At 68.9% G+C, this 14,259-nt stretch carries 10 protein-coding genes and 2 pseudogenes; 3 read left to right on the top strand and 9 right to left on the bottom strand.

The annotated features are described in order from the left end of the window. On the top strand, positions 1-852 hold the full coding sequence (locus HUT19_RS42325) for a transposase (protein ID WP_217712300.1): 852 nt from the start codon (positions 1-3) through the stop codon (positions 850-852). Between the two features lie 210 nt (positions 853-1,062). Here the strand turns inward: HUT19_RS42325 and HUT19_RS32985 are convergent. Further along, positions 1,063-1,494, bottom strand: a pseudogene (locus HUT19_RS32985) (ABATE domain-containing protein); the annotation flags it as partial. Positions 1,495-1,501: 7 nt separating this feature from the next. On the opposite strand from HUT19_RS32985, the pseudogene HUT19_RS32980 reads away from it, so the two are divergent. Beyond that, positions 1,502-1,846, top strand: a pseudogene (locus tag HUT19_RS32980) (MBL fold metallo-hydrolase); the annotation flags it as partial. A gap of 331 nt (positions 1,847-2,177) precedes the next feature. Continuing rightward, the gene (locus tag HUT19_RS32975) at positions 2,178-3,449 is read left to right on the top strand and encodes an IS256 family transposase (protein WP_176183950.1); all 1,272 of its coding nucleotides are present in this window, start codon (positions 2,178-2,180) and stop codon (positions 3,447-3,449) included. Between the two features lie 70 nt (positions 3,450-3,519). On the opposite strand, the gene HUT19_RS32970 is transcribed toward HUT19_RS32975, so the two are convergent. The 8 genes from HUT19_RS32970 to HUT19_RS32935 all read right to left on the bottom strand — a co-directional run bounded on the left by HUT19_RS32970 (position 3,520) and on the right by HUT19_RS32935 (position 14,256). After that, complete coding sequence (locus tag HUT19_RS32970; RefSeq protein ID WP_176183949.1) at positions 3,520-4,017, bottom strand: hypothetical protein; 498 nt, start codon at positions 4,015-4,017, stop codon at positions 3,520-3,522. A gap of 150 nt (positions 4,018-4,167) precedes the next feature. Continuing rightward, positions 4,168-4,494 carry a hypothetical protein gene (locus HUT19_RS32965; protein WP_176183948.1) on the bottom strand — a complete coding sequence of 109 codons (327 nt, stop codon included), beginning with the start codon at positions 4,492-4,494 and terminating at the stop codon, positions 4,168-4,170. 135 nt (positions 4,495-4,629) lie between these two features. Beyond that, positions 4,630-5,106: a hypothetical protein gene (locus HUT19_RS32960; RefSeq protein WP_176183947.1), complete on the bottom strand. Its 477-nt coding sequence runs from the start codon at positions 5,104-5,106 to the stop codon at positions 4,630-4,632. A 298-nt stretch (positions 5,107-5,404) separates the two neighbouring features. Beyond that, positions 5,405-6,127 carry a DUF317 domain-containing protein gene (locus HUT19_RS32955; RefSeq protein ID WP_176183946.1) on the bottom strand — a complete coding sequence of 241 codons (723 nt, stop codon included), beginning with the start codon at positions 6,125-6,127 and terminating at the stop codon, positions 5,405-5,407. A gap of 97 nt (positions 6,128-6,224) precedes the next feature. Then, positions 6,225-6,941, bottom strand: a complete 717-nt coding sequence (locus tag HUT19_RS32950; RefSeq protein WP_176183945.1) for a DUF317 domain-containing protein — start codon at positions 6,939-6,941, stop codon at positions 6,225-6,227. 578 nt (positions 6,942-7,519) lie between these two features. Further along, the gene (locus HUT19_RS32945) at positions 7,520-9,328 is read right to left on the bottom strand and encodes a VWA domain-containing protein (RefSeq protein ID WP_176183944.1); all 1,809 of its coding nucleotides are present in this window, start codon (positions 9,326-9,328) and stop codon (positions 7,520-7,522) included. An 87-nt stretch (positions 9,329-9,415) separates the two neighbouring features. Next, positions 9,416-10,480: an AAA family ATPase gene (locus HUT19_RS32940; RefSeq protein ID WP_176187586.1), complete on the bottom strand. Its 1,065-nt coding sequence runs from the start codon at positions 10,478-10,480 to the stop codon at positions 9,416-9,418. 1,043 nt (positions 10,481-11,523) lie between these two features. Beyond that, positions 11,524-14,256 (bottom strand): BTAD domain-containing putative transcriptional regulator, encoded by a 2,733-nt coding sequence (locus HUT19_RS32935; RefSeq protein WP_176183943.1) that lies wholly within the window; start codon positions 14,254-14,256, stop codon positions 11,524-11,526. Positions 14,257-14,259 lie beyond the last annotated feature (3 nt).

Below are 14,259 nucleotides of genomic sequence, written 5' to 3'. Positions count from 1 at the left end.
ATGGAGATCGTTACCCCGCATGATCCCGAGGCCCGTTACAGCCAGAAGGTCACAGCAGCCGGACAGCGCGACTGGATCGGCTACCGCGACCACCAGAGCGAAACCTGCGACAGCCCCGGCCCGAACGTGATCGTGCAGGTCGTCACCCGGCCGGCGCCGGAACAGGACATCGATGCTCTCGACCGCATCCACCAGGGCCTGACCGCGCAGGGCTTCCAGCCCACAGAGCACGTCGTTGACGGCGGCTACGTCACTCCGGACAGTATCCACCGCACCGAACAGCGATGGGGCATCAGACTGCTCGGTCCGGTCCGCGACGATCCCCGTGCCTGCCAACGGCCGGGTTTTGCCAAAGAGGACTTCCGCATCGACTGGCAGGCCCGCACCCTGACCTGTCCGCGCGGTGTGACCAGCCCACCGTGGAAAACCACTCTCGGCGATGGACACCCCCGGCTGTCGGTTCTCTTCCCCCGTAAAGCCTGTAGAGAGTGCGAGGACAGGCTTCAGTGCACCGGCAACGTCGACGGCAAAGGACGCCACATTTTCCTTCTGCCAGAGCCCCAGCAGAAGCTCCAGACGAAGGTCCGGAAGGAACAGAAAACCGATCAGTGGCGTCGGCGCTATGCCATCCGCGCGGGTTGCGAGGCCACTGTCTCCGAGACTGTCCACGCTCATGGACTCCGCCGCTGCCGCTACCGAGGCTTGGCCAAGGCTCATGTCCAGCACGTGCTGACAGCCGCCGGAGCCAACATCATCCGCCTCAGCGAGTGCTTCCCACCCGGCACGGCACCATCGCGCCCGCCTCGACCGACGAGCCACTTCCAGCGAATCTGCCAAAGACTCACGACCTAGAGATCGCCAACAGCATCCAGAACCGCGGTCAGAGCCGCTTTCAAAGAGCGCCATCACCGTTGTCAGTGGTGGATGCCGATACACCGGTCGCGGCAGGAGCGGTTGCGCTGTGACCGGCGTGGCTTTGTTCGTGAGATGGGCAGCAGACTTTCACCCTTGAACAGCGGTGAGCCAGGACGTTGTTTTATTTGGCGCTGGGTGGCTGCTGAGCTATTGGGATGTGGTGCGGCGGGCGTAGGCGCGGGCCGCGCGGGCGCGGTCGCCGCAGCGGGTGGAGCACCAGTGACGGCGGCCGTGGCGGAGCAGGTAGCGGGTGCAGGGGGGAGAGCCGCAGGCGGTGAGGCGGTCCGCGTCAGGGCCCGTGAGCAGGTCCGCGGCATCGGCGGCGAGAGTGGCCAGGGCGTGGTCCACGATCGCGGTGGTGGGGTGGGGGGTGGCGCGGTAGGGACCGGTCTTGTCGTCCCACCGCAGCAGCGGGGCGGTGGGGACGCGGGTCATCGCGTCGTTGATGGCCCTGACCGCGGCGGGGAGGGCGGGCAGGCCTTCGGCTCGGGAGGCGAACAGCGACCGGATCTGTTCGCGCAGCGAGCGCAGTTGCGTCGCGCACATCTCCCGCATGCCGGCGTCGATCGGGGCGAGACCGCGTTCCGTGCTGACTGGCGAGGACCTGCCCACCGTCTATGTCAGCGGCGACAACGCCTCCCTCGACGCGGTCCGGGAGATCGCCGACCGGTTCGCCCCCATCGACACCGCCCTCCTCTTCGCCGGTGCCCCCCGCTTCCCTGTCCTCTTCGACAACCAGCTGCTCGTCCTCAACAGCGCTCAGGCCGCCGAGGCGGCCCAGATCCTCGGCGCCCGCCGCGTGGTCCCCGTCCACTACGACAGCTGGGCTCATTTCACCGAAGGCCGCGACGAACTGGAAGCTGCCTTCACCGCCGCCGGACTGGCCGACCGCCTGGACTGGGGTCAGCGAGACTGGCCTCTGGCGGCTTAAGGGCTAACGGCAAACGGCCTCCACGCCGCTCACAGCCGGGGCTCGGCCACCCGCCGGGCCCCCGTCCCATCGGAGCTGTCAGTACTGCGCCACCGGCGAGCAGTTCGGTTACTGCGGCCCCCTCAGCGGCTCCTGAACATCTGCTGGCGTCCTCGTGAACAAGCCAACCGGCGTACCACTACCGAGCCACTGGCGCGCCACCCGGGAGCCAGTGGCGAGCCAGCCTGGCCCCGGCTCGGCGGGAGCGTGTCTGAAAGATCGTGTAAGTCCGTGATGTGACAGGCTGGCCGAGGCCCGGCCTCGGGCCTTGGCCAGCCGGGACGGACAGAACATGACGGACAACGACACCCCGACCGCCGCATCGGTCGAGGACAAGCTGGTGAACGAGGTCGTCGAGCGGCTGATGGACCGCGCCGACGCATCAGGAGCTGCCCTGCTGGGCGAGGGCGGGCTTTTGACCGAGGTCACCCGTGCGGTTCTGGAGCGGGCTCTGGATGCCGAAATGAGCGAGCACCTCGGCTATGAGAAACACGATCCGGCCGGCCGGGGGTCGGGCAACAGCCGCAATGGGACCTCGCCGAAGACCGTGCTGACCGATGCGGGTGCGGTCACGGTGGCCGTTCCGCGAGACCGCAACGGCTCCTTCACGCCGAGGCTGGTACCCAAGCACGCCAGGCGGCTGGCCGGGTTCAACGAGCAGATCCTGTCGCTGTACGCCCGCGGCATGAGCGTGCGCGACATCCGCTCCCACTTGGCCGCCATGTACGACGTGGAGGTTTCACCGGACCTGATCAGCAAGGTCACCGATGCTGTCGCCGACGAACTGGCCACCTGGCAGAACCGGCCGCTGGACGCGATCTGGCCGATCATCTACATCGACGCCCTATGGATCAAGATCCGCTCCGGATCAGTGGTCTCCAAGCCGGTCTACCTCGCCGTCGGCGTCGACATGGACGGCCGCAAAGACGTCCTGGGCCTATGGGTCGGCGACGGAGGCGAAGGCGCTACGACATGGATGACCGTGCTCACCGAACTGCGCAACCGCGGCGTGGAGGACGTGTGCATCGTCGCCTGCGACGGCCTGAAAGGCCTCCCGGAGGCGGTCACCGCGACCTGGCCCAGAACCACGGTGCAAACGTGCGTGATCCATCTGATCCGAGCCTCGCTGCGACTCTCCTCCAGCCGTGACTACCCCAAGCTCGTCCCCGCGCTCAAAGCGATCTACACGGCGCCGACCGAACAGGCCGCCGAACAGGCGCTGGAGGAGTTCACCGCCTCGGAACTGGGCCAACGCTATCCGGCAGTCGTGCGGATTTGGCAGGCCGCCTGGAGCGAGTTCACCCCCTACCTGGCGTTCCCACCGGAGATAAGGAAGGTCGTCTACTCGACGAACCTGATCGAGTCGATCAACGCCCGGCTGCGGAAGACCACCCGCAACCGCGGCCATTTCCCCTCCGAGCAGGCCGCACTGAAGGTGCTCTACCTCGCAGTGCGCGAGCTGATCACCCCCAAGGCCAGCGATATCAACCACGTCGCGGCACACTGGAAGAAGGCGCTGAACCAGTTCTCACTGTTCTTCGAGGACCGGCTCAACACTACGTAGCCCCCAAAGGACTTACACAAAGACACTGACACGTCCTATCGGTCGCGGCAGGAGCGGTTGCGCTACTTCGCTACCGGCCTCCACCGCATCCGGCGTGCCCGCAGCCGCCGCAGGAACCGCCGTTGTTACATGCGCAGGGGCACGGTCCTACCCGTCTGGGGCGCGGTGCGCCGTCTGCCGTGCGCTGGTGGGGCATGGAAGCCGTGACGGGGGCGGTGGGGCGGTCGGGGTTGGTGCGGTAGGCGGCGGTCTCCAGCAGGCGCAGCCGGGCGGGGTGGGGGCGTTGGTCGAGGCGGGTGAGGAGGTGCGGGAGGGCAGGATCGGTCAGGCCGGTGGTGTGCCATCCGGCGGCTGTGACGATGTGTGAGGCGGCTTCTGCTTCGAGCCACGCCGCGTGGTGGGGTGAGAGGTGGCTGGCGTGCTGGTTGCAGATCTTCTCTGTTGCGGTGTGCAGGATGTCAGCGAAGGGGGCGGGGGTGTTGGTGCTGACGCGCTGGAGCAGGCGGTGGCTGCGGGCGAGGATCTGGTGGACGAGGACGCGGTGGTCCTTCAGGCCGAGAGTCGACATGATTCTACCTTTCGGGGAATTGTTTGGGGAATTGCCAGGCGCTTTGCATGGCGCGCCGGATGAGGGCCATGAGGGGTGGCGGGTCACGGGCAGGCGTGCGGAGCTTTGCCGTGCCGTCGGCTTGGAGCTGCCGGGTTCTGTCGCTGAGGGTCAGACAGCCAGGAGGGCGGTCCGGTAGGCGTCGAGGACTAGGTCGAGCTGGTGCATCTGTTGCGCGTAGCGGGCTGCGTGGAGTTCGGTGGCGCGGCTGGAGTAGAGGATGGCGGTCGCGTCGGCGTGGGGTGGACCCTGGTCGGTCAGTGCGTCGTTGAGGTGGTCGCGGGCGTTGGTGGCGTGGCGGCGGAGTGTGGTGTGGAGGCGGTCGGTTTCGCGGGCGGTGTCGCACAGGAGTTGGGCGAGTGTGCCGAGGGCGGTGTGGGTGGCCTGGCGGTGGCGGCGCAGGGCGATGTAGCCGTCGTCGCCGAGGGTGGTGCGCAAGGCTGCTTCACCCGGCCCGGCCGGGCTTGGGAACGGTGCGCTCATGTGGGGTGGGGAGGTCTTCGCGGTGCCGCGAAGGCGGCTGGCGGGGCTGTTCATGGCGGGTGGTTTGCCTTCCGGTGGTGTGGGTGCGGGCTATGAGGTCGCGCCGTAGGAGCAGGTGGGGGTGTGGGCTTCGTCGTTGGCGAAGGTGGTGGGGTAGGTGGGCGGGATGGGTCCGCCGCCCACGGGTGCGGGGCCGGTGGCCAAGAAGGTGCCGAGGTCGGCAAGGTGACGGATATCGGCCAGGGGCACCCGGGCTTTGCACATCGGGCAGGGGCCGAGGAGTTCGAAGGCGTCGTCCTCGTGGAGAGGTTGGCGGGCCAGGAATTCGTAGCGGGTGCCGGTGGCCCGGCAGATGGCGGTGGCCAGGAGGGGTTCGCCGGGTGTGGTGCGGCGCCGCAGCCAGTCCGGGGAAACCGTGATGCGGTCCAAGGTCAGGGCCAGTGCACTGGCCAGGCGTACGGCGGTGCGAGCGAGGTCGGCACCCCGGTACGGGCCGTAGGCGCTTGCGGCGGCTGTCTGCCGGATGAATACGGCGGCCTCCTGAGCGGATTCGGCGATGGACATCATGACCCCTGCCCGTCCTTCAGCAAGGTGGCCGCAGTGCGCCGGGGTGAGGTGGTGGAGGGGGTCGGCACCGGGTGCCTGGCCGACAGTTCCTCACGGGGCCTGCCGGTACTGAGGCGACGGGCCGGGCGGGTGCCAAGGTGCGTCTCGGGCTGGCTGTGCTGCATCGCGATGTACTCCTTGTCTGCGGCGATACGGGGCCCCGTCCTGTGCCGCCCGGGGGTTGTTGGGGGCGGCACCGGCCGGGGAGCAGTGCGGCATGGTGGGGGCGCAGGCGTTGGCGCTGCGAGACCGTGGGCGGTCAGGCCGGGTGAGTGATGGTGAGTGCCCCGGCCTCTGGGTTGGGCAGGGTGCGTCGTGGGACCGGGGTCGGATCGGTGATGGCCCGGCAGAGGGCGGCGACCAGGTGGGTTGGGGTGTGGGGGCAGGCGAGAACGAGCCACAGCACGGTCAGATCGGTCGCGCGGCGGGCTGCGCACAACCAGCTCGCCGCGCCTCCGTGGCTCGTGTGCGGGAAGCGTGGGGTGACGACGGTTGCCTGCTGATGGGGGCCGTACCAGGCGGTTTCGCCGTTCCCGAGGTCGCGCGTCCATCCGGCTGCCGCCAGCGGGGTCGTCGCATGTTCGGGGGAGGTGGGTGGCTGGAGGTAGTGCGGACCCGTGCCCGGGGTGGGAAGGGGGGTGTCATCGGCGAGGGCGGCAGCGAAGGCAGCGATGATCTCCGGCGGGGTGTCCCGGCAGAACCATGCCGTCCAGGCCGCGGGCCCATCGTGCACCGGGCTGGCGGTGAACTCCCAGTTCATCAGGGGCTGCTCGGGGCGCTTCGGGTCGGTGATATCGGCGAGGTGGCGTGCCTGGCACAGGCCGCTGGGGTCGCTGTAGTCGGTGTGGTGGGGTGTGTGCTCAGTGCGCCAACCGGCGGCTTGCAGGACGTGTGCGGCGGTGGTCGTGGCTTCGGGGTCCGGGCCCGCGAGGTAGCGGGGCACGATCAGATACGGCTGCCTGCTTCGGGGGTGGTGTGTCACGAGGGTCGTCTCCGTTTGTTCGGGGGTTGGCTGGGTGGGTGGTCGGGGTGCCGCCCCGGCCCGGGGTGTGCGGGGCGGCACCCTGCCTGCGAGGTGCTCAGGAGCCGTTGATCAGGTGGCGGGCCTGGGGCGGGAGGGTGTTCCCCATACGCCGCAGCGGCTGCGGGGATGCCAGGGCCGTGGTGAAGCTGGTGATCAGGTGGGCCGGGGTGGCGTTGTGGAATTCGGCCCACCACGGCGCCTCGTCTCCATCGCTGGTCCGTACCTCGACCTGCCACGCCTCCTCGCGGGCCTGGTCCAAGGCGGGGCCCGGGCGTGGCGGGGTGTGGGTGACTTCGGCGAGCAGATCCGGTGCCAGGGCGCGGGCCCCGAAGTCGCTGGTGCTGTACCGCCATCCGGCCTCGGTCAGGGGGTGCCAGACGGTGTCCGGGTGGCCGGTGTTGTGGAGGTAGGGCGGGCGGTCGCTGCCACTGTCGACGTCGGCGGCCAGTGCGGTGGTGAGGGCGGCGATGATCTCGGGCGGGGTGTGATGGCTCATCGCCGCGCGCCACACCGTGGGGGCGTGGCGGTGGGGGCGGGCTTCGATGTGCCACAGGCCGATGGGTTCGGCCAGTTCGCAGTATTCCGGGATGAGCCCGATGTGGAGGCGACTGTGATCGCCGAAGGCGTGGTAGTTGCCCCACTCGTCTTGCCGCTTGTGCCATTTGGGCCCGATAAGCGGGGCGAAGGCGGCGTCGGTGCGCCCGTCGCTGGCGGTCAGATAGCAGGGGTTGGGGTGCAGCGGAATGCGGGCACCGGCGGTGGAGTGTTTCATGATGCGGGCTCCTTCCTAGAGGAATAGAGAAACGAGGTGTGGTTCTTTGCCATGGCGCGCGGGCGCCGGGCGGGGCTTGGGGCCGTGGCAGGCGCGGTCAGTGCCTGGTTGAACGCATCTCGCCTGGCATCCCGCCAGGGAAGCCCGTGTGCCCGAGGGTGCTGGATCGTCGAGTTCGCATTCGACTGCAAGATCCGGCACCTCCTTTTAGGCAAAACCGTCCTACGGTCGGAATTCGCTGGAGTAATTCGATAATTGACTTCCCGGGATTTCCGGGGAATGCGACCACCATAGCTCGACCCATGGGACAAGCAAGCCTGAATTCGGGCCCTGAATTGCTAGAATTCGCGGGGCTTTGCGACGGGAACTAAGGCGTATTGGTGAGCGTGCGACGCAATGCGTCGAGCATCGCCCGGCGTACGACACTTTCCCTGGTCACCGCGGGTCCGGCGGCGCGTGTTTCGGATATGCGACCGATTCGCGGTCCCCGGGCCCCGGCCCGGTGCTGGGCCGGGGGCGGTAGTTGTGGGCGTTTGCTGTTGTGGCTGTGGTGCGGGCCGGGTCGGCAGGTTGAGGTGTTATGGGGCGGTGGTGAGGGCTGCGGTTGCGGCCTTGGCGATCGCGGCGGTTGCGCGGGCCGGATCGGTCAGTTCCAACAGGGTGGCGCCGGGCAGCGGGTAGGGGTCGGGGGCGAAGGCGAGCCATAGCACCGCGCAACCGGCCTTGTGCAGGGCGGTGACGCGTACGCTGGCCCGGGCGGCTTCACCCGTTGAGTAGTAGCCGTCGGAGGCGATCACCAGCAGGCGGCCCGCGCCTGGTTGGGTGAGGACGAGCCCGGCGGACAGGGCGTCGATGGCTTCGGCGAGGCTGTGGCCGACACCGCCTGCCTTGAACTGGGTGACCTGTGTTGGGGTGCGACCGGGGGCGGTGATGGCGGTCAGGGACCGGTTGTAGGCCACGGTCGCGGTGCGCGAGTCGGGGTCGGTCAGTGCGGTGGCCTTGGCGAGGATCCATGCGGCCGAGGAGATGGGATCGGCGGCGGCGCCCATCGACCCGGATACGTCCACGGCGATGCCGACCCGCAGTGGTGGAGTTGGGCTGGGCCGGTGTGCGGTACGCACCCAGGGTGTGGCAGTCGGGGTAGCGCCTGCGGCCCTTTGAGCGTCCCGGGCCAGGGCCTGGCGCATGTTGAGGCGACCGGGCGGGGCAGCCGAGGCGGTCACGGTGGTGATGCGTTCCCGGTAGGCGGCAGTCCGCAGCGCCCTGGCCATCTGTCCGGCGGCCGACTTCTCGGCCCCGGTCGGTGGCCGCGTGCCGGTCACCGGCGAACTGCTGCCTCCTCTGCCCGGTCTGCCTGGGGTGAACGGGCGCGTCGGGTGTGCAAATACGCGGTCCGCTGTTCGAGCGGCCTGCCGTGCGCGGGCCGCCTCGGCAGCCTTCGCCCGGGCCCGGACAGCTCGCGCGGCAGCGGCCTGGGCCTGGGCTGCGGCCTGAGCAGCCTCGTTCGCCTGGACCCGTCCGACGACTTTCCCGACCGCCTCGGCCAGCTCGCCTGGCCGTCCGACGCCTACCGGTTCCGGCCCGGTGGGTTCGGTGCCCAGCGCCTGGCACCAGGCGCGTGCGTGCTCGAGCATTCCGGGCCCGTCGTCGTCACCGGTGGCGTGTGCGGCCGTCCAGATGGCCGTCAGTGTGTTTAGGAGGTCGGGGCCGAGAATGCCGGTGACGGTCTGTTCCAGGGGTTCGGTCTCGTCGGGGTCGAGGATTCCGGCGTCGCGGCGGGCGAGGACCAGACCGGCGGCGAAGGCGGCCTGCCACCGGTCGCTGGGCGTTTGGGCGTTGATGTCCGCCAGGATCAGGGTGTGGGTACAGGCTCTCAGGAACCGGCGGTCGGCGGCGCGGCAGGCAAGGTGGGCGCCTTCAGCGCGCGCCTCTTCCAGGAGTGCGGCTGCCGAGTCGAAGGCTGTGCCGCGTAGTTCGGGTGGGGTGGTCCAGAGGCTGTGGGCGGCGTGTGCGGCCTCGTGCACCAGCGCGCCCCAGGCCACCGGATAGCGCTCCTCGTCCCCGGCCCGTCTCGGGTTGATGGTGACCGGGTTCAGAGGGGCGAAGAGCGCGGTGTCGATTTCCAGGGAGGCTGTGGCGGGATAGAAGGCGGCTGGGGCGCCGGACCGGGTGCCCAGCTCACAGGTGACGATCACATCCTCGCGCCCCGCCAGTTCCGGCAACCGGTGTGTCAGGGCGGCGGAGATCCGCAGCCACTGCCTGGCCTGGTGTGCGGGGCTCGGCTCGAAGGGTGGTCCGCCGTCGTCCTCCCAACGGGCCTGGGCCCATTCGGACTCGGACAAGGCGGGTGGCTGGTGCTGTACATGGGCCTGGGTCTGCGTGGGCATGGCTGATCGGTCCCTTCCTTAAGGTGTCCTGGGGGTCGGCTGGTGGCCGGAAGCGGCGGGGCGAGGGCGGCGGGGCGAGGAATGGGATCAGAGTTGGCGGCCGAGGGCCAGGGCGGTGACGGGCCTGCCCAGGGCCTTGGTGACGATTTCAGCGACCGTGTCACGGTCTTCCAGGGGGGCGATGCCGACCAGGTTGGCGAAGGCAGCATCGGCGCCCAGGACATCAGCGATCTTCTGGAAGGCGATCAACTCCCGTAGCTGCGGGGCCCATCCCACCTCGCCCGCCTGCTGGCTGGTGGCCAGGTGACGGGCGATCCGCACCGCCGTCCTGTTGATCTTCAAGGCGGCGGCAAGGTCGTAGTCGGAACCCACCTGGACCTGCACCGAAAACCTGCTCGCCAGAGCCTCGGTCAGGACCGCGCCATGGACTCCGGGGTTGTGACCGGCGATCACATAGAACCCGTCAGCGGCGGTCACCGTCTCGCCTTTGTGCGCCTTGACCTGGATCTGACGCCGCCCGTCCATCGCCGGATACAACGCTGCCAGCACCTTCGGGGAGATCAGCGTCGCGTCATCCAGCAACAGGGCGTGCCCCTCCTGCATCGCCGTCACCAGCGGGCCGTAGACGAACTGGTAGCCGCCGTTCTCGTCCTGGGTGTACTCGCCGATCAGGTCACCGACCGTCGTATCACCGTCCCCGGCAACCGTGATCAGATCTGGGAAGGCTGCCTCGATCAGCGACGTCTTCCCGGTGCCCGGTGGTCCGTACAGCAACACCGGCACGCTTGCCTCACGCAGCCGCCGCAGCGCCTCGACATCGGGCAGTTTGGCCAGTGCCCTGGGGTGATAGCGCTGCCCGTTGGGCCGGGTGACCGGGTCGGGCTTCCCGCCCGGCGGCGGGGTGGCCGGTCGTGGCGCCGGAGGCATACCGCCTGGACTGGGCGCCATGGTCACCGTGTGCTGTACAGCACCGGCGGTAAGGCCCGTGGCCCGGTACATACGGGGTTTGGAGCCGACCCTCTCCGCCTCGCCCCGGGCCACCAGGGTCTCGCAGGCGTTACCGACCGCGCCGCCCGAATGCCCGAGCGTGTGTGCCAGTTCCGTGACACTGAACTGCGCACCCGATGGGCTAGTGGCCAGGATTTTCGCGATCCAGGCCCGCAACTCACCCGGGCGCGCCCTGCTGCTCGCCGTGGCCGCCGAAGGCACTGGTCCTGTCAATGAGTTCGGTCCAGGCGTGGCAGGCGTCGTGGGCGGGGTGGGCGGGGTGGGCGGGGTGGGCGGCTGGGCGGTGCTGGTCATCACATGGCCTTTCGTTCGTCACAGGGCGCGGAAACGGGGCGGGCGGTCAAAGGTGGCGGTGCCGGACTGGCCGGCCTCGGGGCCAGGCAGAATGCGCATGTCGGCATTCACGCCCATTGCGCATCTCTCCTTTCCTTTCACGGCTGCCCGCCACCTTTCGGGCACACTCCACCCGTCATCCGTATTCGGGCGGGCCCCATTAACGGGAATTTCTTCCCGGGATTCCCCGGGAACACAACTAATATAGCTCGACTCGCGGGGCGCTTCGGTATTAATTCAGGCTTGGAATTGCTGGAATTCTCGCGAATTCACGACGCTAGTTAATGGCAAAATGCAGGCGTGCGACGCAATGCGTCGTGCAGGTCGGGATGGACGACGCTTCCCCAGGCGGCACCGGCACGGCGGCACCGGCACGGCGGCACCGGCACGGCGGCACCGGCACGGCGGCACCGGCACGGCGGCACCGGCACGGCGGCACCGGCACGGCGGCACCTTCGGCTGACGCCTGGGTGCCGCCGCGCCTCAGATCTGGCCCAGGCTGACGGCCGGCAGGGAATGAAAAGTGCTGGTGACGGGGCAACACGCCAGAGGCCAGGGACAGTGCAATGGCCTGTGTTCATGAGGCCGAGGGGCCGGGGCGGCCGGTCAGGTAGATCGGGGTGCGTTGCTGTACCGATATACAGTCGCCCTCGCTGGCTCCCGGCTCGCAGGAGCTGTGACCTGCGGCGATCCGGTGCCTGGGGTGTCGCATCCAAGGCCGGGCCCCGAATCGGCCCCCGGAACGAACCCCGGATCGACGGGGGGTACGCCACCCGAGCTGGCCGAGCCACACGGCAAGTACCAGTGACCTGTGGAGATGTCAGGAGTCCCGGCGCCTGGCGGGAGGGAGCTGGTTATCCCAGGTGGTGGGCGGAGCGGGTGCGAGTGGTGAGCAGTGCGCGGGTGGCGGGGTCTGGTTCGAGGCCGAGTTCTTTGAGGTTGCGTTCGAGGAGGGTGAAGGTGTGGCGCGCTGTGTCGTGTCGTCCGGCGGCTTGGTGCAGGCGGATGGCGTGCTGGTAGAGCAGTTCGTGGGTGGGGGTGAGGGTGATGGCCCTTTCCAGCAGGGCGAGTGCGTCGTCGGCATCCTGGCGGGTGCCGGTGTGTTCCGCGTGGTGGGCGAGGACCGCGACCGCGTCGGCGGCTTTGCTCGCGAGTGACTCGCGGACGCTGTCGCTCCAGGGATAGTCGCCGCCGTGGGCGAAGGGGCCGTGATAGTGCTCGACGGCCCGGCGCAGTGCGGACAGTCGCTGGGGCGTGTGGGTGGTGGTCGCTGCCTCGTGGAGCGCTTGGGCAAAGGCGGCGAGATCGGTTTCGACCATGCTGGGGTGGAGTTTGTGTAGTTCTCCGTGCAGCTGGATGAATTCAGCCCGGCTCTGCCCGGTGGCGGCGCGCAGCACGCGTCGTACAGCGCGGCGGAGGTTTTTCAATTCTCTTGCGATGTGGTCGGGGTCGTCGCTGAGGCGCAGGCTTCGGGCGATGTCGTCGGCGATCAGTCCAGTGGGGTGGGCTGCGAGGAGGGCGAGGAATTCGCGTACTTCGTCGCGCAGTCCTCCTCCGACGGGTTCGGGATTTCCCTGTACGTAGAGCGTTACTGGGCCGAGGACATTCAAGTGGACCGGCTTGGTCTGTTGTGGTTCCTCGGGTTTTACGGGCTCTGCGGGTTCTGGTCCGGCCGCCGGTGGCTCGTCTTTGGGCTCCTCGGCAGTGCCCTGCTCCAGGTTGTCAGGGCAGGGCGTGGCTGCTCGGGCGCCCGGGACCATGCGCAGGCGGGGTCGCTCGTCATGCGCCGTGAGCAGGACTTCCAGGACGTCGCGGCCGGCATGTGGGGCAAGGTGGAACAGCTGGAGGTCATCGAGTTGTCCGCCGGTTGCTGTCTGTTGTGTGGCGGTGCCGTCATGGGCAATGTGCCAGCTTGTGGCGCCGGGCAGGGTGCCGAGGGTGAGGACGATGAGGGTCCCATGCTTGGTGCGGTCGGCCAGAGCGGTCAGGCGTCCGGCGTGCGCGGCATCCGGCTGGGCGAAAAGGACGAGAGAGCCCGGTGCGCGGCGCTCTTCCTCCCCGGTCTTTGTCGTCGCCTGCTCGTCTTCGGTGTCTTGAGTGTCTCGTTGGTGGTGGGCGTGGGCGATGAGGTGTTCTTCCGCGCAGTGGATAGCGTGTTCGAGATCGTCGGTCACGGTCAAGGCGCTGAAGTTCGGTGGCATGCCTGGTAGCAGACGATCGGCTAGCTCTTGGGGGAGGACGCCTCTCACCTGGGGCGTGCCAGGTCGTTGGCGTTCGGCCGCGGTGAGGATGCCGGTCAGCAGCGCACGGGCGGCCCCCTCAGCGCCGGGCCCAGTCCAGCAGCAGCCGCCGACCCGGGCAAGAGTGGCCAGCGGGACTTCGGCGGCGTTGGCACTCCCGATCGTCACGGTGGAGGCGGGCTGGGGTGGTGCGGGCGGAGTGCGGCGCGTGATCAGCGTCATCGGATCGGTGTGCGCAGTACGGGGCAAGGCAGCCTCGCCCGCCGCCATGACAGCCCTCTCAACCACAGGGCTCAGGGGTGGGGCCTGTGCATCGAGGCCACGGCGGCGGGAGCGGTTCCGGTAGAAGCGGAAGAAACGCAGTGCGGCAAGGATACCGGCGGCACTGGTGATGCCGATGATGCTCGCCGTCCCGACGCTGATCGCGACCGGCCCTGGCCGCTCATGACTCGTGGCATGGGCGGGGGTGGCTCGGCTCTCTGTCTCACGCTGCGGGCTGATGCCGCGAGTTGCCGGGGCGGGGGCGTCTTCTGCTGATGTGGAGGGAGCGGAAGGCTTCGCCGGTGCGGTAGGCGGCGTTGGCGAAGTAGGCGGCCGTGGCGATGAGGCGGATGGGGTGACGGGGATGGTGAGTTGCCAGCCCGGCGTGAGCCGATCCGGGTCGCTCAGTCGGCCGCCGTCGGTCTGGATGCGCGTCTTGTTCAGGCCGTAGATGCGCGGCCATTTCAGCGCATCGCCCAGGTGCACCTCGGCGATGGCCCACAGGGTGTCGCCTTCAGCCACGGTGTACTCCACATCCCGGCTCTCAGCGGCCCTCGCTTCATTTGTCGAAGGGCGCTTGGTTTCCGACGATACCGCCGGGTTGACAGGAGCCGTGGAAGCTACATGAACGCGAAGATCTCCTGAGGAAGCATGGGGGTGAGCGTTCGCGGCGTAGGGCCGCCACAGGCTGACCAGGGCCAGGACGAGTGTGCCGATACACAGCGCGGCCAGCGTCCGCTGCGCCGACAGGGTTTCCAGGTGGACTGTGTGGGCCGTGCGGTCGCGTAGCAGCTGCGGCACATGGCCCGCGTACCAGGCGACTTCTTTGAGGATGGAGCAGGCGAAGGCGGCCCAGCACACCCAGCCGACCATGGCCAGCAGGTCGACGATGACCGGGTCAGTGATGGGCTCCATGACCCATCCGCCCAGGTCCCGCCAAGAGCCGAACTGGTCGAGCCACGGCATGCCAGTTGCCTGCCAGAGCACGTACGGCATGCCGGCCAGCAGGGCAAGGGCGACAGCGGCCGTGCCGATAGCCGTAATGGCGGCGCGCAGCCGGGCCCGCGATGAGGATCGGGAGGCCATGAG

It is taken from the genome of Streptomyces sp. NA02950, assembly GCF_013364155.1.
Taxonomy (GTDB): domain Bacteria; phylum Actinomycetota; class Actinomycetes; order Streptomycetales; family Streptomycetaceae; genus Streptomyces.
Note: the sequence above shows the minus strand (reverse complement) of the source record. Positions and strands in the feature narration are given on the sequence as shown.